At 47.4% G+C, this 20,643-nt stretch carries 24 protein-coding genes; 22 read left to right on the forward strand and 2 right to left on the reverse strand.

The genetic code is table 11. The features are described 5' to 3' along the window. The first annotated feature begins 158 nt into the window (after nt 1–158). The 17 genes from ACWQXP_RS18600 (at nt 159) to ACWQXP_RS18680 (ending at nt 13,463) form a co-directional block, all read left to right on the forward strand. Entirely contained in the window at nt 159–1,100 is a 942-nt protein-coding gene (locus tag ACWQXP_RS18600; protein WP_454064354.1) for a ribose-phosphate diphosphokinase, read from the forward strand. Between the two features lie 120 nt (nt 1,101–1,220). After that, nucleotides 1,221–1,937 (forward strand): 50S ribosomal protein L25, encoded by a 717-nt coding sequence (locus ACWQXP_RS18605; protein ID WP_454064355.1) that lies wholly within the window; start codon nt 1,221–1,223, stop codon nt 1,935–1,937. A 3-nt stretch (nt 1,938–1,940) separates the two neighbouring features. Further along, nucleotides 1,941–2,522, forward strand: a complete 582-nt coding sequence (gene pth, locus ACWQXP_RS18610; RefSeq protein ID WP_454064356.1) for an aminoacyl-tRNA hydrolase — start codon at nt 1,941–1,943, stop codon at nt 2,520–2,522. Between the two features lie 228 nt (nt 2,523–2,750). Then, nucleotides 2,751–3,131: a 30S ribosomal protein S6 gene (gene rpsF / locus ACWQXP_RS18615; RefSeq protein ID WP_454064357.1), complete on the forward strand. Its 381-nt coding sequence runs from the start codon at nt 2,751–2,753 to the stop codon at nt 3,129–3,131. Beyond that, nucleotides 3,115–3,516 carry a single-stranded DNA-binding protein gene (locus ACWQXP_RS18620; protein WP_454064358.1) on the forward strand — a complete coding sequence of 134 codons (402 nt, stop codon included), beginning with the start codon at nt 3,115–3,117 and terminating at the stop codon, nt 3,514–3,516. The genes rpsF and ACWQXP_RS18620 overlap by 17 nt, the downstream gene beginning before the upstream one ends. A 6-nt stretch (nt 3,517–3,522) precedes the next feature. Then, on the forward strand, nt 3,523–3,765 hold the full coding sequence (rpsR, locus tag ACWQXP_RS18625; protein WP_454064735.1) for a 30S ribosomal protein S18: 243 nt from the start codon (nt 3,523–3,525) through the stop codon (nt 3,763–3,765). 70 nt (nt 3,766–3,835) lie between these two features. Continuing rightward, the gene (locus ACWQXP_RS18630) at nt 3,836–4,420 is read left to right on the forward strand and encodes a YceD family protein (RefSeq protein WP_454064359.1); all 585 of its coding nucleotides are present in this window, start codon (nt 3,836–3,838) and stop codon (nt 4,418–4,420) included. A 76-nt stretch (nt 4,421–4,496) separates the two neighbouring features. Next, nucleotides 4,497–4,679 (forward strand): 50S ribosomal protein L32, encoded by a 183-nt coding sequence (rpmF, locus tag ACWQXP_RS18635; RefSeq protein ID WP_447970488.1) that lies wholly within the window; start codon nt 4,497–4,499, stop codon nt 4,677–4,679. A 48-nt stretch (nt 4,680–4,727) separates the two neighbouring features. Further along, nucleotides 4,728–5,759: a phosphate acyltransferase PlsX gene (gene plsX / locus ACWQXP_RS18640; RefSeq protein WP_454064360.1), complete on the forward strand. Its 1,032-nt coding sequence runs from the start codon at nt 4,728–4,730 to the stop codon at nt 5,757–5,759. Beyond that, the gene (locus ACWQXP_RS18645; RefSeq protein WP_454064361.1) at nt 5,756–6,730 is read left to right on the forward strand and encodes a beta-ketoacyl-ACP synthase III; all 975 of its coding nucleotides are present in this window, start codon (nt 5,756–5,758) and stop codon (nt 6,728–6,730) included. The genes plsX and ACWQXP_RS18645 overlap by 4 nt, the downstream gene beginning before the upstream one ends. A 126-nt stretch (nt 6,731–6,856) precedes the next feature. Further along, complete coding sequence (locus ACWQXP_RS18650) at nt 6,857–7,672, forward strand: SDR family oxidoreductase (RefSeq protein WP_454064362.1); 816 nt, start codon at nt 6,857–6,859, stop codon at nt 7,670–7,672. A gap of 382 nt (nt 7,673–8,054) precedes the next feature. Then, complete coding sequence (fabD, locus tag ACWQXP_RS18655) at nt 8,055–8,993, forward strand: ACP S-malonyltransferase (protein ID WP_454064363.1); 939 nt, start codon at nt 8,055–8,057, stop codon at nt 8,991–8,993. A 37-nt stretch (nt 8,994–9,030) separates the two neighbouring features. Beyond that, nucleotides 9,031–9,774 (forward strand): 3-oxoacyl-[acyl-carrier-protein] reductase, encoded by a 744-nt coding sequence (gene fabG, locus ACWQXP_RS18660; RefSeq protein WP_454064364.1) that lies wholly within the window; start codon nt 9,031–9,033, stop codon nt 9,772–9,774. Nucleotides 9,775–9,853: 79 nt separating this feature from the next. Continuing rightward, nucleotides 9,854–10,084: an acyl carrier protein gene (acpP, locus tag ACWQXP_RS18665; protein ID WP_447970494.1), complete on the forward strand. Its 231-nt coding sequence runs from the start codon at nt 9,854–9,856 to the stop codon at nt 10,082–10,084. A gap of 136 nt (nt 10,085–10,220) precedes the next feature. Next, the gene (gene fabF / locus ACWQXP_RS18670) at nt 10,221–11,486 is read left to right on the forward strand and encodes a beta-ketoacyl-ACP synthase II (protein ID WP_454064365.1); all 1,266 of its coding nucleotides are present in this window, start codon (nt 10,221–10,223) and stop codon (nt 11,484–11,486) included. Between the two features lie 591 nt (nt 11,487–12,077). Beyond that, nucleotides 12,078–12,803 (forward strand): ribonuclease III, encoded by a 726-nt coding sequence (gene rnc, locus ACWQXP_RS18675; RefSeq protein WP_454064366.1) that lies wholly within the window; start codon nt 12,078–12,080, stop codon nt 12,801–12,803. 39 nt (nt 12,804–12,842) lie between these two features. Beyond that, nucleotides 12,843–13,463 carry a peptidylprolyl isomerase gene (locus ACWQXP_RS18680; protein ID WP_454064367.1) on the forward strand — a complete coding sequence of 207 codons (621 nt, stop codon included), beginning with the start codon at nt 12,843–12,845 and terminating at the stop codon, nt 13,461–13,463. A 100-nt stretch (nt 13,464–13,563) separates the two neighbouring features. Here the strand turns inward: ACWQXP_RS18680 and ACWQXP_RS18685 are convergent, their stop codons facing one another. Together ACWQXP_RS18685 and ACWQXP_RS18690 are read right to left on the reverse strand one after the other, a co-directional pair. Next, nucleotides 13,564–14,232 carry a hypothetical protein gene (locus ACWQXP_RS18685; protein WP_454064368.1) on the reverse strand — a complete coding sequence of 223 codons (669 nt, stop codon included), beginning with the start codon at nt 14,230–14,232 and terminating at the stop codon, nt 13,564–13,566. Further along, nucleotides 14,225–15,202 (reverse strand): hypothetical protein, encoded by a 978-nt coding sequence (locus ACWQXP_RS18690; protein ID WP_454064369.1) that lies wholly within the window; start codon nt 15,200–15,202, stop codon nt 14,225–14,227. Before ACWQXP_RS18690 ends, ACWQXP_RS18685 begins: the two co-directional genes overlap by 8 nt. A gap of 676 nt (nt 15,203–15,878) precedes the next feature. Here ACWQXP_RS18690 and folD point away from each other — a divergent pair. The 5 genes from folD (at nt 15,879) to mazF (ending at nt 20,367) form a co-directional block, all read left to right on the forward strand. Next, the gene (gene folD, locus ACWQXP_RS18695) at nt 15,879–16,736 is read left to right on the forward strand and encodes a bifunctional methylenetetrahydrofolate dehydrogenase/methenyltetrahydrofolate cyclohydrolase FolD (RefSeq protein ID WP_454064370.1); all 858 of its coding nucleotides are present in this window, start codon (nt 15,879–15,881) and stop codon (nt 16,734–16,736) included. Between the two features lie 58 nt (nt 16,737–16,794). Then, on the forward strand, nt 16,795–17,604 hold the full coding sequence (gene panB, locus ACWQXP_RS18700) for a 3-methyl-2-oxobutanoate hydroxymethyltransferase (RefSeq protein WP_454064736.1): 810 nt from the start codon (nt 16,795–16,797) through the stop codon (nt 17,602–17,604). 581 nt (nt 17,605–18,185) lie between these two features. Further along, complete coding sequence (locus tag ACWQXP_RS18705) at nt 18,186–19,532, forward strand: NAD(P)/FAD-dependent oxidoreductase (protein ID WP_454064371.1); 1,347 nt, start codon at nt 18,186–18,188, stop codon at nt 19,530–19,532. A gap of 260 nt (nt 19,533–19,792) precedes the next feature. Beyond that, nucleotides 19,793–20,035, forward strand: coding sequence for an AbrB/MazE/SpoVT family DNA-binding domain-containing protein (locus tag ACWQXP_RS18710; protein WP_454064372.1), 243 nt, complete (start codon nt 19,793–19,795; stop codon nt 20,033–20,035). Continuing rightward, nucleotides 20,035–20,367: an endoribonuclease MazF gene (gene mazF, locus ACWQXP_RS18715; RefSeq protein WP_454064373.1), complete on the forward strand. Its 333-nt coding sequence runs from the start codon at nt 20,035–20,037 to the stop codon at nt 20,365–20,367. The genes ACWQXP_RS18710 and mazF overlap by 1 nt, the downstream gene beginning before the upstream one ends. Nucleotides 20,368–20,643: the final 276 nt, after the last annotated feature.

A 20,643-nucleotide genomic window follows, 5' to 3' on the forward strand; every position in this document is an offset into this window, starting at 1 on the left:
ATAGACCTGTAATTAGATTTTGTGTACGTTCAACAGCCTTGAAATATTCTCAGTTGACAATCTGATAAAAATCGAATTAACGTACAACGCTTTGCCATCTTTCCGCAAAGGAAGGGTGTGCCGTTGTGTGTTTGCGTCGTGACAGTAAGGGGTGTTTGATGCCTAAAGACCTGAAATTATTCACCGGAAATTCAAACGTGGCCCTGGCCAAGGAGATTTCCGCGTATGTTGGCCAAGAGTTAAGCGCAGCGATGGTGACCACGTTCAGTGATGGTGAAATCCATGTCAGGATTGAGGAAAATGTACGTGGAGCTGACATCTTTCTTATTCAATCCTGCTGTGCCCCAGTCAATACATCAATTATGGAATTGCTAATTATGCTGGATGCCGTGAAGCGTTCTTCTGCATCCAGAATTACGGCGGTAATTCCCTATTATGGCTATGGACGACAAGATCGAAAAGATCAACCACGAGTGCCCATCAGCGCGAAGTTGATGGCCGATCTCCTGACCGTTGCAGGGGCTCAACGGATTTTGACGATGGATCTTCATGCGGGCCCCATTCAGGGATTTTTCAATATTCCGGTAGACCATCTCTATGCGACTCCAGTGTTATTGGAGCATTTTACAAAAGAGGGCTATGAAGATGTTGTGGTCGTGTCTCCAGATGCTGGCGGCGTAGAGCGAGCTCGAGCCTTTGCTAAGCGGATAGATGCTGCTTTAGCGATAATCGATAAGCGACGTGAGGTGGCCAATAAGGCAGAGGTGATGAATATTATCGGAGAAGTCAAAGGAAAGCGTGTACTGTTGCTGGATGATATGATTGATACCGCTGGAACTATTGTCCAAACAGCTCAAGCTTGTATTGATAACGGAGCCGTGAGTGCCATTGCTGGATGTACGCATGCGGTCTTATCCGGCCCTGCTCTTGATCGGCTGCAGAACTCGTGTTTGAGTGAAATTGTGGTGACGAATACGATTCCACTCGATGGCAGAGATCAGCAATGTTCCAAGCTTCGTGCATTATCAGTGGCACCGTTACTAGGGGAAGCGATATTGAGGATTCATCGTGAAGAGTCCGTTACATCCTTGTTCGTATAAATGAAATTTCACGGTACTCGCTGTTGAAGACTGACTCGTATGAAGTAGATTTCGTAGTAAAAAAAGAGACCATTGAGAAGCGTTGATTGCCAATAGTTCGAGCAAAGTGAGGAACTTTCGATGAAATTTGAAATTAATGTAGAGAGGCGAGAGAAGGCTGGCAAAGGGCCGGCCCGTGAATTGCGACGTTTAGGGAGAATCCCGGCGGTATTGTATGGAAGTGGTCAATCTCTGTTGTTGTCAATGGAACCCAAAGTAGCGAGAGATGTCATTCTCTCTCAAGCTGGTCACACCGGTCTTCTCACTGTCCAGGTGACGGGAGATGGGAAGCAAGAGCAACGAGTGGCGGTCTTACAAGACTATCAACTTGATCCAATCATTGGAACGATTCTACATGTTGATCTCTTTGAAGTTTCGATGGATAAACCGCTTCGTGTCAAAGTGCCTGTGACGATCATGGGAGAGACGCCGATTGGCGTGAAGGAGGGCGGAGTACTCCAAAATGTACTTCGTGAGTTTCATATTGAGTGTCTTCCAGCTCAAATCCCCGACCATATAGAAGTTGATACTTCAAACTTGAACATTGGTGAGGGCTTTCACGTAAAAGACGTCGTTGTTCCTGAGGGAGTAAAGGTTCTGGATGACGAAGAGTTGATGGTGACACATGTCGTTGCCAAAATTTCTGAAGCAAAACTTGAAGCTCTGTTATCTCGTGAGGTTGAAGAGGGAGGCCAAGCCGAGCCCAAGGCTGAGGGGGTTGATAAAGATAAAGCGGAAGCCGCCGCACCTACCGGGGATGCGAAAGGGGAAAGTAAGGCGAAGGAGGCCAAGAAGTAGCTCTTGTTGTGTATCATTGGCCTTGGTAATCCTGGAGCACAGTATTCAGCGACCCGTCACAATGTTGGACGAATGGTTGTTGAACGTTTTGGCGAAAAACGGCATATTCCTTTCAGGCAAGGGACTCAGGCCCTTCAGGGAGTCGGAGCAATCGACTCGCATGATATCAAGCTTGTTCTTCCTCAAACCTGGATGAATCAGACTGGCGTAGTCATAGAGGATCTTTTTCTTCGCGACGAAGTCTCGAGCCGCGATTTAGTCGTTGTGTATGATGACTTAGACTTGAGTTTTGGGACATTGCGGATCAAGACGAGAGGAGGTGCGGGTGGGCATAATGGCATCCGTTCCATTTTATCCTATTCAAAGTCAGATCAGTTTTCTCGCTTAAAAGTTGGTATTGGACATCCCCCTTCTGATACTAATGTGGCTGATTATGTGCTCTCACCGTTTTCTTCCTCTGAAGTTGCCTCTTTGGAAGCGGTTCTCTCGAGAGCGGTTGATGCGCTTGAGGTCCTGGTCCTGAACGGGCCTGAAGCTGCGATGAATCAATTTAATATTCAGCAGAAGCCAGAGGCAGAAGCATAAGCTTGGTCTTCAGTGATATTTTGGAGTAATGATAGGAAAAGTTGAAACTGAATCTACAAAATATCATGCTTCTTGAACTATCATATCTTGGTTGAGAAGAAAGACTTTTGACTTGTTGGGTCTATCAACATATGATTGTTTGACTCTCTCTTTTCACCTGTGATATTTTTCATCCCTTGTCCTCCTGAATAGACCTAACTATCTAAGCGATCCTGTTGAGGGTAATCTATGAAAGTCTATGAATCGGTATGTATTGTGTCTCCGTCGCAAACTGACGAAGAGATAGCGAAGTTGACGGAAAAAATTACAGAGACTGTGGTGCGATCTGGTGCCTCGGTGCTGAATATCAGTAATGAAGGTAAAAAGAAGCTCGCCTACGATATTCAGCATGAGCGACGAGGAACTTACCTCATTATTCAATTTGAGGGAAAAGGAAATGCGGTGAGTGAGCTGGAGCGTTTCCATCGCATGGAAGATGGGGTTATGAAATTTCTGACTGTTGAAATTCAACCTGACCAGGTCAAAACATCAGCCGATACAACGGAAACGACAGAAAATGAAGAAACTGTAAAAGTTGGAGTAGGGTCGGCAGATGACCGGGTTCAATAAGGTCATTCTCATTGGGAATCTGACGAGAAACCCAGAACTTCGGTACACTCCAAGTGGTACTCCTGTTGTGAATTTTCCTCTCGCGGTGAATCGACGCTATAAGCAGGCTGATGAACCCAAGGAAGAGGTATGCTATGTGGATATTGTGGTGTTTGGTCGGCAAGCCGAACATTGTGGGCAATATTTGAGCAAAGGGGACGGAGCGATTGTAGATGGTCGACTCCAGCAACGTCGTTGGGAAACTGAAGATGGTCAAAAGCGCAGCAAGCATGAAGTTGTGGCCCAAAATGTGACGTTTATGCCAAAGCGCGGCCCCCAGCAAGGTAGTGGAGAAGCTGATATGGTTGAAGAACCCTCGTATGATGCAGACTATTATTCCTCCTGAGGGTAGATAGGAGAAGTATTTGTGGAACGTGGACGATTGTTTCAACGACGTCGACTCTGTCGATTTTGTCATGATAGTACTCCCCTCGATTACAAAGACGTGGGGTTACTGAGAAATTTTTTGACTGAGCGAGGGCGGATCATTCCCCGGCGAACATCTGGAAATTGCTTGCGGCATCAGCGACGTTTAACTGTTGCAATCAAGCGTGCTCGACAAATTGCTTTACTCTCGTTTGCAGAAGAACGATAGATATCATCCTAGACCTGTCTATCGAGCTACACAGTATTGATTCGGGTATAAGGCAAAGAGTGAGATCGAGATGGTGAAGAAAAAAGTATCTATTGCGCCGACCTCGTTAAAATTCCTGGTTCAGGATATTCCTCATGAGGGGTTTCATTTAAGCTACGATGTGAGTCAGGATGACTTAGAGCTCACCCGGGATGACGGACGAATTTCAGGTACTCTTCATTTAGATTGTGATGTACATCATAGCCCTGAAGGGGTCTGTGTTAAGGGTACCTTATCCGGAACCGTTATTCGTGAATGTGTCCGATGCCTGGGAGACTATCAAGAACTGGTGGTCATTCCTTGTCTAGGCCTTTTTCAAGGGGACCAGACAAAAGTCGAGTCGACAACCGTCGTACTTGATGATGAGTGGTCCGATGTCGGATTTGAACAGATTGAGGAAATATATCCCTGCCAAGACGAACGAGTTGAACTGGATATCATGTTGCGTGAGCAGTGTATTCTCAGTACACCTATTCAGAGACTTTGTCGATCTGATTGTCGTGGATTGTGTCAGCATTGTGGAACGAACTTCAACCAGTCGTCTTGTGCCTGTGCTGACACCATGAATTTTTCCCCAATGGTAGCTGCCTTACAACAATTAAAGAAGAAATTATAAATTTTCCTTAAATAGAGTAGAATGTTGTCGAACAATACAATGGGCTCAGTCTCTAGACCAGGAAGGTGAATTTGCCATGGCAAATCCAAAACACAAAATATCACGTGCCCGTCGAGATAAAAGGCGAGGGCAGATCAAACTTTCCCCTCCCAATCTCTCCCTTTGTCCTCAATGTCATGAACCAAAGCTTCCACATACCACTTGCCTGAATTGCGGTACGTATAAGGGTATGGCCATTATTGCCGTTGAAGAGGGATAATGAGTCTCTCTTTCCATATCGTGTGACTCACTAAAACTCAGTTAGATTATGAAAATTGCACTTGATGCGATGGGGGGTGATTTCGGATTACCTCCACTCGTCGATGGAGCCATGCAAGCCGCCAAAGAGCTTGGCGATGAAATCATTCTAGTTGGGGATCAAGAGAAAATTCGAGCCCACCTCGATACCATCAAAGGGAAAAAAACTTCTCTCGACATTTGCCATGCATCCCAAACCGTGGGGATGCAAGAGTTGCCGGCTTCAATTGCGAGAAAGAAGCGTGACTCCTCCATTTGGGTTGCGACAAATCTTGTGAAAACGGGAGATGTTGAAGCTGTCGTCAGTGCCGGAAATACTGGGGCCACGATGGTCTCGGCGTTTTTTCTTCTTGGGTCGATTCAAGGGGTCGAACGTCCTGCTATTGCGGCCAGCCTGCCAACCCGGCAAGGGAATGCGGTGATGTTGGATGTTGGCGCGACGGTTGATTGTACCGCGAAACAGCTTTATCAGTTTGGCATTATGGGGAATGAATATGGCAAGCATATCTTGGAGATCGCTAAGCCTAGAGTGGGAATTTTAAGTATTGGTGAAGAAGATACCAAAGGGAATGAAGTCACGAAAGAAGCCTTTCGGTTATTGAAGAATAGTCCTATTAATTTCATTGGCAATATCGAAGGTCGTGATGTGTACAGTGGTAATGCCGATGTGATTGTGTGTGATGGCTTCTTAGGAAACGTCGCTTTGAAAATCTCTGAAGGTCTTGCTGATGCCATCAAGAAAATGTTGATGAAAGAGATCGCACAATCTCGCCTCGGGCGCTTATCCTATCTTTTTATTGCCGGTCCGTTGCTGCGTCTTCGTCGTCGGACTGACTATGCTGAATTTGGCGGGGCCCCGCTGCTCGGAGTGAATGGCATCAGTATGATTTGTCATGGTCGTTCTTCAGCGAAAGCGATCAAGAATGCCATTTGTCGAGCCCATAAGCTCGCAGATGGCGGATTTGTTGAACAGCTTCGCGCCGATATTGCTGAGGGACTCAAGGTGGCCGTTCCCGAACACTCGCCAGTTGTTCAGCCATGAACAGTCGAATCCTTGGAACGGGCTCGTATGTGCCTGATCGTATTCTGACGAATGCTGACCTCGAGAAAATGGTGGAAACGTCAGATTCCTGGATCGTCGAACGAACGGGAATTCGAGAGCGTCGATTAGTGGGACTAGGGGAAGCCTGTTCGGATTTAGCCACGAAAGCCGCGGAAAAAGCATTAGCCCAGGCCGGTCTCCAGGCATCACAGCTTGATCTGATCATCGTTGGAACGTGTACCGGAGATTCTCCTCTCCCATCTACGGCTTGTCTCGTTCAACAGCGCATTGGTGCGACACGAGCCGCGGCATTTGATCTCAATGCGGCCTGTTGTGGATTTGTGTATGCCCTGGCATTAGCAAACTCATATGTCAAAACAGGACTGCGTTATGTTCTGGTCATCGGTGCAGAAGTCATGTCGTCGATTACAGACTGGACCGATCGCAATACCTGCGTATTGTTCGGCGATGGTGCTGGAGCGGTGGTTGTTGGAAAGTCAGAGGGAGAAGATGGCATCCTCTCTATTCATCTTCATGGTGATGGAGACCATGCGGAACTCATCCAAGTTCCTGGTGGAGGATCACGTATTCCGGCCTCAGAGGACACCCTGAATGCGAAACTTCAATTTGTCAAAATGAAGGGGAACGAAACCTTTAAGGTGGCGGTCAAGACCATGGAGGATTCCGTCAATGAAGTCTTGACTTTCAATCACGTGTCTACTGATGATGTGGATGTTTTTGTTCCACATCAAGCCAATATTCGTATTTTAAAGGCGGTGGCACAACGACTGAAGTTTCCGTTGGAAAAAACGGTTGTCAATCTTGATCGATTTGGGAACACGTCAGCTGCGTCAATTCCGTTAGCTCTTGACGAAGCGGTATTGGCAGGTCGGGTTCGCCAGGGGAACCTGGTGCTATTGGCGGCATTTGGTGCGGGGCTCACGTGGGCATCCGGACTTATTCGATGGTAGGAAGATAAAGGCAGCTCGAACGTCTCATGGGTATCATGAGCGGCCTCTCATAGCATGAGCCTGTGACAACAAGGAGATCATGATGGGTGTTGTTGATGTCGAGATGACGATGAAAGTGGGGGTGTTATGAGCGAAACTATCAAACCCCTTGAAGGGGAATGGGCGTTAATTTTAGGCTCTTCGAGTGGATTTGGAGAGTCTGTTGCCTTGGAATTGGCTTCGTTAGGGTTAAATATTTTCGGCGTACACTTAGATCGGAAAACCACCCTTCCGAATGTGGATCGAATTGTTAAAGATATTCAAGCCTTAGGACGGACAGCCGTATTTTTTAATGCCAATGCTGCTGATTCTGAAAAACGAGGTGAAATTCTTTCTGCCATACGAGCGAAGTCCGAAGAAGCAGGTTCTCCCCTTGTGATACGCGTCCTCTTACATTCATTGGCTTTTGGAACATTAAAGCCATTTATTGCGCAATCTCAAGCAGAAGCGGTTTCAAAGTCACAAGTTGATATGACGTTAGATGTGATGGCTAATAGTTTAGTCTATTGGACCCAAGCGTTAGTTGAGCAGCAATTAATGGGGCGTGGTGGTCGAATTTTTTCAATGACAAGTGCAGGAGGGGCTCGTGTCTGGCGAACCTACGGTGCTGTTTCTGCGGCCAAATCTGCGTTAGAATCTCACACTCGTCAATTGGCTCTTGAACTGGCTCCTCTAGGGATTACCGCGAATGCTATTATGGCCGGGGTCACGGATACGCCAGCCTTGCGAAAAATCCCAGGATCTGCAGAAATGATTGATCTTGCGAAACGTAAGAATCCTTCCGGACGACTCACGTTGCCTAAGGATGTTGCAGATGCCATTGGTCTTTTGAGTCAGCCCAAAAGCCAATGGATAACAGGAAACGTCATCTGCGTCGATGGAGGAGAGTTTATTGTTGACTAGTTTCCTGTACCTATAAAATTAGCAACCCAATGTTACTATGGAGTCTGTCTTATTGTGTTGTTCAACCCAACGTTAACGCTGGTATTGCCGTAAATAACCGTGACAGGAAACTAGCGCTTGTACCACGAAAATTAGTAAACCAGTGAAACAATATGGCAGTTCACTATGTGACCCTGACTCGGACAACAATGTCACTGCCTAAATTAACCAAAACGGGCCACTAGGGCCCGTACTAAAAATGTTAGGAAACCAGCCATACGCTGTGAGTTGTCTTTTTGTTAGGTCAACTCAGTGTTGCAACCGAGCGGAATGAATTAACCAAAACGGGCCACTAGGATTCTCTGTTAAGTAAATCAACCGTCGTTTATGACATTATAAATCTATGACAAATTCAATTGGGCTCCTTTTTCCGGGGCAAGGTTCTCAGAGTGTTGGCATGGGGCGTTCTTTGTATGAGGCTGATCCCCATGTTCGTGAGTTGTACCAGGAGGCGAGCCAGGTTCTGGGTTACGATATAGCCGCGTTGTGTTTTAAGGGACCTTCAGAAAAACTGAATCTCACTGAATATACTCAGCCAGCCTTGCTTGTCACGAGTCTTGCGGCGCGGTCTTTATTTGACCAGCTTCAATGTCAACCTTCAGCGGTAGCAGGACATAGCCTTGGTGAGTATTCGGCCATTGTGGCAGCGGGAGGGCTTTCTTTTTCTCAGGCCGTCAAACTGGTTCAAAAGCGAGGACAATACATGTCTGAAGCCGTGGCTCCAGGTACAGGGTTGGTGGCGGCGGTGCTTGGGTTATCTGAAGAAGAAGTTACACGAGCTTGCGAAGATGCGAAGTCTGAGGGAGTCGTGGCACCAGCCAACTTTAATTGTCCTGGTCAAATTGTCATTGCTGGAGAAAAGGTGGCCGTGGAAAAAACGATTTCGCTGTTAAAAGAACGGGGAGCTCGTCGGGTCATGCCACTTCCCGTGAGTGTTCCAGTCCATACGCCGCTTATGCAAGTGGCGGCAGATCGTTTACAGGCGGATGTTGCGACCATGGATTGGTCTGACCTCAACGTCCCGCTGGTGAATAATGCTGAAGCAACGGCATTGATAAAGATTGAAGATGTTCGTACTTCGTTAATTCGGCAACTTCCGTCGCCGGTTCAATGGTCGCAATCAATCCAGAGTATGGCAAAGATGGGGGTTGATACCTTTATTGAGGTTGGTCCCGGAAAAGTCTTGTCAGGGCTTGTGAAACGCATTCTCCCCAATGCGACGATCTGGAATGTTGCTGATACGAAATCTTTTCAATCCGTTCGATCGTCTCTGGCTTCATGATGACGTACTTAAGAACGGTAAGTCGGGAGAAACCATTATGACGTTAGAAGGAAAAGTTGCGGTGGTCACTGGCGCGGCTCAAGGTATTGGTCAAACAATTGCCACCTGTCTTGCCCGAGACGGCGCAGATGTTGCGGTGATGGACCTTGATGTTGAGCGATGTAAGGATACGGTCGCGGCTATTGAAGGGGCGGGCCGTAAGGCCATGTCGTTACAAGTCAACGTTGCTGAGTGGGACTCCGTGAAGGCCAGCATGGACCAGGTTCTAAAAGAATGGGGACATATTGACATTTTAGTCAACAATGCAGGAATTACGAGAGATGGGTTACTGATGCGGATGAAAGAGGAAGATTGGAATCTGGTTCTTCAGGTGAATTTGACCGGAACGTTTCACTGTACGAAAGCCTGCCTGTCTTCTATGAGCAAACAGCGCTCCGGCCGTATCATTAATATTGCATCAATTGTGGGTACGATCGGGAATGTAGGACAAGCCAATTATGCGGCGTCCAAGGCGGCCGTCATTGGGTTTACGAAGACCGTGGCACGGGAATATGCGAGCCGAACGGTGACGGTCAATGCTGTGGCGCCAGGATTTATCGATACGGCCATGACGCAAGGTCTTTCTCAAGACGTCAAAGAGGCGCTTTTAAAGCAAATACCCCTGCAACGGCTGGGGCAGCCCACTGATGTTGCTGAAGCCGTGTGTTTTCTTGCGTCTGAGGCCGCGGGGTATATGACGGGGCAAGTCCTGCATGTCAATGGTGGCATGCACATGGCATGAATGACGCTAAACTGGTATAACGAAGTTTCTGGAGATCAATGATACTCAGGTTACAATCTGACATTTAGGAGGATGGGCTATGGAAGTGCAAGATCGCATTAAGAAAATTATTGCTGAACAATTAGGTGTTGAAGAAGATGAAGTGGTCCATGATGCAAAGTTTGTTGATGACCTCGGTGCCGATTCGTTAGATACGGTTGAACTCGTCATGGCTTTAGAGGAAGAATTTGATGTAGAAATTCCAGATGAAGATGCCGAGAAAATTCAGACCGTTGGTGGGGCTATCGATTTCATTAAAGAAAAAGTGTAATGAATTTCACAGGGGAAAGCCATTGTGTTATCCGGAGGGCCTCTGTGTTCGTCGAGTGGTCGTTATCTTTTACTCTCATGTTCCAGTCGAACATCTTTCTTGTTGATTCGGATGAGCAAAGAGGTGTTGTTAAACTATGACCAATTACCAAAAACGTCGAGTTGTGGTCACCGGCATAGGGTTGGTGACGCCGTTGGGAGTTGGGGTAACACAAACCTGGAAGGCTTTATGTGCCGGACAATCCGGCATCGGCCCTATCACCCGTTTTGACGCGACTAACTACCCTTCTCGGATTGCTGGAGAAGTGAAAAACTTTAATCCAGCCGACTTTATCGAGAAAAAAGAAATTAAGAAGATGGATACATTCATCCAGTATGCCGTCGCCGCGAGCCAGGAAGCCGTCGATGATGCCAAACTTGAGATTACGAAAGAAAACGAAGATCGGGTAGGCGTATATATCGGGTCAGGAATAGGAGGACTGCCGGCGATTGAGCAGTATCATAAAGTGTTGCTCGAGCGCGGACCAGATCGTGTCACGCCATTTTTTATTCCCATGGTGATTATTAATTTGGCGTCTGGTCAGGTCGCCATTCGTTTTGGTGCCAAGGGCCCGAACTCATGTGCGGTCACAGCCTGTGCTTCAGGAAATAATTGCATCGGTGACGGATTTCGTCTGATTCAACATGGTGAGGCGGATACGATGATTGTCGGAGGGGCCGAAAGTACGATCTGTTCTACTGCGCTGGCTGGCTTTGCTTCGGCTAAGGCCTTGTCGCGGCGGAACGATGATCCTGAACATGCCAGCCGTCCATTTGATAAGGATCGTGATGGCTTTGTGATTGGTGAAGGTGCTGGAGTGCTGGTCTTGGAGGAATTAGAACAGGCTCGATCTCGAGGTGCAAAAATTTATGCCGAGGTCGCAGGGTATGCGATGAACAGTGATGCCTTCCATATTACCGCACCGCCTGAAGATGGCAGCGGAGCCACAAAATGTTTAGAGCGTGCTATCCAGGATTCAGGGGTGTCAAAAAATGATATTGGGTATATTAATGCTCACGGAACCTCGACGTTTGCCGATACCGTAGAAACCAGGGTTCTTAAGCAAGTTTTTGGAGAGCGGGCGTATACCATTCCAGTCAGTTCGACAAAGTCTATGACAGGCCATCTGTTGGGGGCCGCTGGTGGGATAGAATCCATTTTCACCACACTGGCGTTGCGAGAAGGTCGGTTGCCGCCTACGATGAATATTGAAACTCCCGACCCTGATTGCGATTTAGATTATATCTCCGGTAAGGCACGAGATGTGAAAATTTCTGCTGCTGTTTCTAACGCGTTCGGGTTTGGAGGCGTTAATGCCTGCTTGATATTCAAAGGCTTTGATGATGATTGCGAATCCAAATAAATTCAAGTTTAGGAGGAAGGTAAACTAGGCGGCGATTGCTGTATACCTCCCACAGCGATTGAAGTGCTTCTCAATGGTAAGACCTGTTTGCCTCTGGAGGTCTACTGGGAGGAAGCCTTGGCTACGATCGTTATGTACCTGACAGAGGGCCAACTAGGCATTGAACGTGGAGCCCGTTTCCCCCTTGAGGTGTTGATTAGAAGTAGCCTTGGCTACGATCGTTATGTACCTGACAGAGAGCCGAATAGGCATTGAACGTGGATACCGGTTTTCCCCTTGAGGTGTTGATTAGAGGTAGCCAAGACAGCGTTATACTGTGCCTCAAACATCGGAAGGTTATACCCGCTTGGATGTCCTGACTATGATTGACGTTGTACATCACGTATTGGGTTTCAACATTGTACACGTTGGCGCGTTATCGTTTCGGTATAACTGAAACGGCTATAAGAGCCAGTTGCAATGGGCAGATTTTATCTATGGATAACGATGCTTCTGCTTTTTGTGTAAGGCCAACCCTCATTCCCCCAATGTGGTACAATTCGATAACATCGTGTGATAAAATTTGAGGCAGATCCTAGGGGTCTGCCAGTTATGAATAATGGGACTCTCGTGCTGTCAGACGTCCAAACCAAACTTGGATATGTGTTTCGCAAACCAGAGTTATTGGAGACGGCTCTGACCCACAAGTCTTTTTCTCAGAGCAGCCAGGAAAAGGCTGGAAAAGACAATGAGCGGTTAGAGTTTTTGGGGGACGCCGTCTTAGCCTTGGTGGTGAGTGAATACCTTGTTACAATTTTTCCGCATGCAGACGAAGGTGAGCTTTCTAAGACGAAAGCCTTCTTAGTCAGCCGTTCATCCTTGGCAAAAGTTGCGACACGTTTGCAACTGGGAAATTGGTTACGGCTTGGACGAGGGGAAGAAGCCACCGATGGACGTCAAAAAAGTTCGCTGCTCGCGAATGCTTTGGAAGCGGTCATTGCGGCAGTGTATATTGATGGTGGAAGTGAACAGGCTCAAGCCTTTATCCTTCGAGTCTTGAACCCTGAATTTGAACAGCTCAAGACAATCACTTCAGGAGGATTCAGGGGTGATTATAAAAGCCACCTTCAAGAGCTTTCGCATAAGAAGTTTGATATGAATCCTAACTACCGACTTATTCAGGAATCAGGACCTGATCACCAGAAGGTTTTTGAAATGGAAGTGTCTATTAAGGATAGAGTTCGTGGTCGAGGAATCGGTAAAACGAAAAAAGAGGCGGAGCAAATTGCGGCTCGTGAAGCATTGGAAAACGGGCTAGCAGAAGACGCGATATATTAAGGCATACATTTTCACGTCATCAGGGGAGGAGCTAGGTCTATGGAGAGAGTAAGTCGGACAAGATTGATAGAAAAGACAATCGTGTGTGTCAGTGTAATCCTGTTCTCATGGTGCGCCGTAGGATGGGCAGGTTCCTCAACGGTTGTGTTGACTGGTGATGAGGAAGCCACGTCCTCAAAGGCACCGCGTGCCATACTCAAAACCAAGTTTGGGGAAATGGAAATCGTATTTTTCCCTGAGCTAGCACCGAAACATGTGGAAAGTTTTGTGAAATTGGCAAAGTCTGGATTTTTTAATGGCACAATTTTTCATCGTGTGATACCGGGGTTTATGATTCAAGGCGGAGATCCCAACACCAAAGATCCAAGCAAGGTACGGTCATATGGCACTGGTGGCCCAGGATATACATTGCCAGCGGAATTCAGCAAGGTTGCTCATGAAAAGGGTATCTTATCCGCTGCCAGAACGGCCGACCCGAATAGTGCCGGTTCTCAATTTTTTCTTATGGCTGACAAAGCCACGCATCTCGATGGGCAATACACCATATTTGGAGAAGTTGTGAAGGGGCTTGATATCATTGATAAGATTGTTAGTCAGCCTCGAGATCCGAGAGATAATCCGCTTGAGCGAATTGAGATGACGGTAGAAATCGTGGAATAAACCGACGCATCTCGTCAAATATACATTTCTTCTTCATATTTTTACGAGCGACGAAATACGATTCACGTTTTCACTTTATAAAATTGAGTGAAAAGTTGAGTTAGGTTTCTTGAGCAATCGGAGGCGAGTCTTCGAGCGGGGTCCCACTTGGGATGATAATTCGGCCACCGGCTCCAGATTGACGAGCCAGTTGATCAGCCACATCAGGGTGCCGAAGTTTGATATATCCAATGAGGCCATTGAGAAATCTATTGGATCGAAGTCCCTCTCCTGAAAACTCCTGGATAAATTGACTGGCATGATCTAACACCTGTGTGACCATTTGAGTCTCAAGCGGTTGGCGATCATCTAAGGTTTTGTATTCTTTCTTGAGTTCTTCTCCAAAAGCTGGTGGTGCTGCTCCGGGTATATGAATCGGGCTGAACGATTGACGAAGGTGTTTGAGTCCATCGAGTACTTCACCATCTTGGGCCTCCGGGCGCGATTGAAAAAATCGATACGTGATAGCCTCTAAGACATAAAAGACCTCGGCCGCCCGCTCCCCTCCCAAGTCCATTAATTCACGGTAAAATGTTCGACGGTCCTGTTCGAAGTGAACCCCGACGCGTTTTTGCTGGTATTCCAGATTGGGATCAAGGTACACACAATCTGGCGGGCAGGATATCTTGTTCATACGATAGGTTCCGCAGCATTGGCTGCAAATAAATCCGCTCAAGGCCGGACAGGGACGTTTGCCTTTTCGTTGCTCGCAATATTGGCATTTACTCATTGGGTTGATCCTTCTTTGTCCACCCAAGGCCATAATCTGACAAGTCGCGAGGTTTCCGTTTTTTTCCTGAATTAGACGGTTGTTCTAATCCATTAATTTCTGCCCCGTTTGCATAAAGATACGGCACGAGAATTAAGTGTTTCTCACGATCAACGCCGATGCCGGCTGGAGAGACCAGAAATTCAGCAATCACTTGTTTCTTTAAATCGGCAAGAACCCTCCAGACTTTTCCTGCGGACATGTCAGAAATGTACATGCTGCCGTATCGGTCAAAGGCGATGCCGTCCAAATTGTGGAAACGACGTGAAAAAAATGAGTTGGAGAGTAGTTCTTTAATTTCACCGGATTCACTGACCTCAAAGACTTTCCCTCCCTCCCAACTTACACCGGTTAAACGTCCGGTATGGGGATGAATGGCTAAGCCTCGTGGTCCGGATAGAGCTTCGTCTTGAACCACTAAGGAAACAGCAAATTCTTGTGTGGGGTCAAGTCGGTAAATGGCATTGGTATCAGTGTCTGACACGAAGAGCTGTCCGGATTTATTGGCTGTCAGTCCTGTAAGCGTTGAGCAGTGGTATCGGGTCATTGACACCGAGGAGACGGATTCTCCTGTTGTTCGCATAAACCCTCGAATCGTGTCGATATCAGCGACATAGAGGATATCGTCGACAATCACCATTCCAGTAGGAGAATTAAGGACCGTTCCATTGTTTCCACCCTGGATAAAGTGGGTATGCGTGAGTTTTCCCGCGTCATCGAGTTGAGAGATAAAACCTTTGTTATCGCGATTGCCAGGCTCTCCATTGGCATTGGCCACCAGATAGCCTTTCTCAGAATTGGCAATAATGCTTTGAGGGGCGGAAAGGTCATTGATAATGGCTTGAGCGCTGGCCGACGTTGGAACGAAAACGGTACAAATCCAAACGATCAAGTAAAGGGCTTTTTTCGATAATGAAACATAACTATTCATCGGTATAACCCTTGTCTGTGAAAGGTGAAGAGGGAAACGCAGAAACGCGGAGATTTGAGCAAGGAAAGATTGAGAGTCAGAAGCTTCACAAGGTATGGTAAGTGACTATTTCCAGGGCTGTCAAGAAATCTAGCGAATCCAAATATGGTCCTACACGTTATCTTGGCTACGACCGTTTACTAATCCTGCAAATATCGAATTCGCAATTTTTACTGAAGGCGCCCACCTTCCGACGTGTGGATTACAGGTAGCCATGCCAGTGTGAATACATATGTCAACCAGTAGAGGTTATCCCCGCTTGTTTAAACTGCCTACGCTTGGCTAGTTAATGAACGCGGGGATAGTCAGGATTCGATAACCGGAAATTCAGTCGATTCGGTATAACTGAATCGGCTGTAGACATTGTCATCTATAGCCGATTCAAATAACTTCCGATGTTTGAGGCATAGCTTTAGGCTGTCTAGGCGACCTATATTCAACACTCCAGGGGCAAACAGGTCTCACCATTGGCAACCCCCTTCAACCTTGCGAGAGATGCGCAACAACCGTCGCCTAGGTTTCCTTATCCTACACTCAACTAGAAATTAATTAGATTCGCTATAGATTGACGAAGTTTTTTCAAGCTTGATATCGTGACCCTCTGATATATCAACGTCAGCGATCAAGAGGAGGGGATGTGGCAGCACAGATTATCGACGGAAAAGCCTTAGCGCAGCAGTTGCGAATAGACATTGCGAAAGACGTGTCTGAGTTTAATGAGCGGACGGGGATTCGGCCGGGGTTGGCGGCAGTGCTAGTGGGTGGTGACCCGGCTTCGGCGATTTATGTCCGAAATAAAAAAATTGCCTGTGAAAAAGCCGGGCTGTATCCTGAAAAATATAAGTTGCCTGAAGCAACGACTCAAGGTGAGTTGCTGACGCTTATTCACAAACTCAATGCCGATCCCAAAATTCATGGGATTCTCGTGCAGCTCCCGCTTCCCAAACATATTGACAGTAAGCCCATCTTGGAAGCTGTCTCTCAGCACAAAGATGCCGATGGGTTTCACCCCTATAATGTGGGACGGTTAGTTGAGGGGGAACCGGTGTTTACACCCTGCACGCCAAAAGGCGTGATTCACATGATTGAATCGACAGGACAGTCAATCACAGGAAAGCGAGCGGTCGTCATCGGTCGAAGCAATATTGTGGGAAAGCCTGTCGCACTACTGTTGATGCATCGACATGCCACCGTGACCGTATGTCATTCGCGCACCCAAGACTTACCAGCTGTGTGTCGAGAAGCTGATATTGTGGTCGCGGCGATCGGGCGCACGCAATTTGTCACTTCTGAGATGATTAAAGAAGGGGCTATTGTCATTGATGTCGGTATTAATCGACGAGAGGATGGAAGCTTGGCTGGAGATGTGGATTTTGAACCGGTCAAAGAGAAGGCCGGCTGGATTACGCCTGTGCCGGGTGGGGTTGGTCCTATGACCATCGCCATGCTCTTGCAAAATACGGTAGAATCAGCCAAACGCTTTACTAAACAATAAGTTTTCATTTCCCTGAGGGGGTTGCGATTCTTGGATTCCTCTAAGACCGGAGTTAAATATAAAAAAGAGTGAAACATTGATGAACGTTCCAGAATTCAAACAGCGCAAAAGTCAGGGAGAAAAGCTCGTGGTCGTGACGGCCTACGATGCGCTGTTTACACGGATTGTCGAACAAGCGGGTATTGAAGCGATCTTGGTCGGCGATTCTCTGGGAGTCGTGGTTCAGGGAAAGGCCAATACCCTCTCGGTCACCATGGACGATATGCTTTATCATACGAGGTTGGTGGCGCAGACGGCAGAAAAATCGCTCGTCATTGGCGACATGCCGTTTATGTCTTATCAAGCCAGTGTTGAAGATGCCGTGCGCAATGCCGGGCTCTTTCTGCAGGCCGGAGCTGCGGCTATAAAAATTGAAGGCGGGAATCAGGTCATTGATCGCGTGGAAGCACTGACGCGATTCGGGATTCCTGTGATGGCTCATATCGGCATGACCCCGCAATCCGTCAACCAGTATGGCGGCTATAAAGTCCAAGGTAAGGAAGGAGACCAAGCCGAAGCCATGCTCGCCGATGCCAAAGCCCTTGAAGATGCCGGTGCTTTTTCGTTGGTGCTCGAAGCTGTGCCTGTGGCCTTAGCCAAGACGATTACGGAACATCTCTCGATTCCGACAATCGGTATTGGGGCGGGACCACATTGCGACGGGCAAATTCTGGTGCTGTACGATCTGCTTGGATTGTTCGATGAATTTGTGCCTAAATTCGTCAAGCCGTATGCTCACCTCAAAGCCGATGCACTGCAGGCGCTCAGTCGATTTAAAGAAGAAGTCGAATGCGCCAAATTTCCTTCCGATTCAGAAAGCTATCATTAAATCACTGCCTGATTATCTGGCCAGTTATATGGCAGGCTATAGCGAATCCAAATAAGTTCTAGCTGAGGCATATCAATTACCCCTTCAATGATGGTCGGTCAAAGCGATTAAGAAAAAAATATCTGTGATTACACGAATTCACCGAGCTATCACTCCTAAACAACTTATTCAAGAATTGTCCAATTCCTAACTCCTGAATCCAATATTAGAGATTAACTCGTACGGTGAGTAGTAGCTTGAGGTCTGGCAAGTATCTTATGGATACTTGGAGGGGCTACGGCGCTATAGCGAATCCAAACAAGTTCCAGTCGAGCTAGCCCTTGGATTCGATCGTTCGCAAGACTGAGCGTAACCGTTGGGAGTCTATCGTGGTGACTTTATCCTTTTGATGCCACCAATCAGAGATATCCAAGTAACCCAGCGTGATTACCTACTTCAAACAATTGGAAGTTAATTGAATCGGCTATAGGTTTCTTTCGACTCACAGAATTATCTTTGGCTGGAAGTCGCGTTTCACCTTTTCTGATAATGACTGATAAGCGACACTTCCTGAGATGCCGTTTTCGGAGCGTAAGTCTGATATGACTCTGGATTCACCCAAGCAGCGCACACATGCGGTGGTCATCGGCTGCAGTCTAGCCGGGCTGTTTACTGCGAGGGTTTTGAGTGATCATTTTGAACGAGTCACGATTCTCGAGCGCGATCCCGTCGGCGATCATCCCGAATCCCGAAGGGGCCAGCCTCAAACGCGCCATCTCCACGGACTTCTTGCCCAAGGGTTTTGCATCATCAAAGATCTTTTCCCCAACCTTGAGGACGCTCTGGTCAAGGGTGGAGCCATTATCTCAGATATGGGCGAAGCGATACGCTGGTATCACTTTGATGGGTACAAGAAGCAATTTACGAGCGGGCTTCATGCCGTCTCGGTAAGCCGCATATTTTTAGAGTGGAACATTCGTCACTCTGTTTCACAGTTGCCTAATGTGACAATTCAGTCATCATGTGCCGTACGCGGGTTGGTTGTGAATGACGTACGGACTCAAGTTCTCGGGGTTCATGTAGTGACTGGAAACGACGGAGCAGACGAAACGACCATAGACGCAGATCTAGTTGTCGATGCGGCGGGACGTGGTTCGTCGGCTGGTAAGTGGCTGAAGCATTTGGGGTATGAGCGACCGCACGAAGATGAGGTCAAGGTTGGAGTCGGATATGCGACTCGTCTGTATCGGCGTCGGGAGAACGATCTCGTTGGAGCAAAACTGGTGATGATTTCCCCAACGCCACCAACGCAAAAGCACATGTCTTTTCTTTTTCCTGTCGAAAACGATCGTTGGATCGTCTCTGCCGGTGGGTGGCTTGGAGATCATCCGCCAACAGATGAGTCGGAGTATCTTGAATTTATCCGTCGTTTGCCTGTCTCAGATGTTTACGATGTCGTGAGTCGTGCTGAGCCGCTTTCAGATGTGTTTACCTATAAATTCCCATCGAGTCTTCGTCGCCGCTACGAGAAATTAATCCGTTTCCCAGAAGGTTATCTCGTATTAGGCGATGCCATTGCGAGCTTCAATCCAATTTACGGACAAGGGATGACCTCTGCGGCCATGCAGGTTCAGGCACTTGATAGCCTCTTACGACAACAGGCACCCTTGACTGGTCTGTGGCGGCCATTCTTTCAGCGAATCGCCAAGGTCGTGGACATTCCTTGGCAAATGGCCGCCTGTGAGGATTTCCGATATCCGGAAACCGTAGGCAAGAAGCCAGCGATGACTGATCTCACAAATGCCTACCTCGCCAAAGTCCATCGCGCCACACAGCACGATCCAGTCGTCTATTTACAGTTTTTGCAGGTCATGAACCTCATGGCTCCACCCACAAGTTTGATGCATCCCAAGATTGTCTGGCGGGTGCTGCGTGGCAGTTCTGAGTAAAAGACTGTGGTGAAATTATCTAGCACTCGCAGTTGTCGTGGATGGTTATCCAGAGCAAGGGCAGGTCCTGAGTCGCACTTCCCACATCCATAACTAGATCAATTACATCTATTGGATGTTTTTAGTTTTTTCTAGCCTGAGATCGGAAAACCTTTTCTTTGGCCAGACTTCTCCTGCTTCGAGAATGTATACACAATGTTGCATCATTCATGGAGCCATGATATGGTATATATACAATGTAGAATCATTAAGGGACTGATATGAAATCAACGGTAAAGAAATGGGGTAACAGTGCAGCTATCCGCATCCCTTCTCATCTTCTTGAAGCCGCTTCTCTTCATTCGGAATCAGAAGTGTCAATTACGGAAGAAAATGGACGTATCGTGATTGAACCAATCCACGGTAAAAAATACGATCTCAAAAACCTTCTCAAAGACATCACGACCAAGAATCAACATCGAGCGGTGGATTTTGGAAAGCCGCAAGGCGAAGAAGCTTGGTAATGGCTAGTGGGTATATTCCGCAAGCAGGTGACATTGTTTGGCTAAACTTCACACCACAGACGGGCCATGAACAGGCAGGACATCGTCCCGCCCTAGTGCTTAGTCCCAAGACCTACAACCAAAAAACCAGCCTGATGATCTGCTGTCCCATCACGACCCAAATTAAACATTACCCGTTTGAAGTCCTGATCACTGGTGATCCCGCAGGTGTGGTTCTCGCCGACCAAGTGAAAAGTCTCGACTGGCGAAGCCGCAAGGCTAAGCGAAAAGGCAGCGTCTCCCAGGATGAACTTGCAGAAGTACGAGCCAAGATCATCGCTCTTATTGAATGAACATGCTACTCCCGACTTCAGTAGTTCCTATAAAATCCATCGCGCCACACATCACGATCCAGTTGTCTACTCACAGTTTCTGAAGGTGATGAATCTCATGGCTCCACCCACAAGTTTAATGCATCCCAAGATAGTCTGGCGGGTATTGAGGGCATGTCCGATTAAGTTGTGAATCAAAAGTCTAAGACCAGATTGGTCAAAACAGGAAAAGAGATTTTCTGGATTTTTTGAGTGGGACCGATGATAATAGGCTTTGCAACAATTGTTATATCTTCA

This window comes from Candidatus Nitrospira salsa (genome assembly GCF_965152625.1).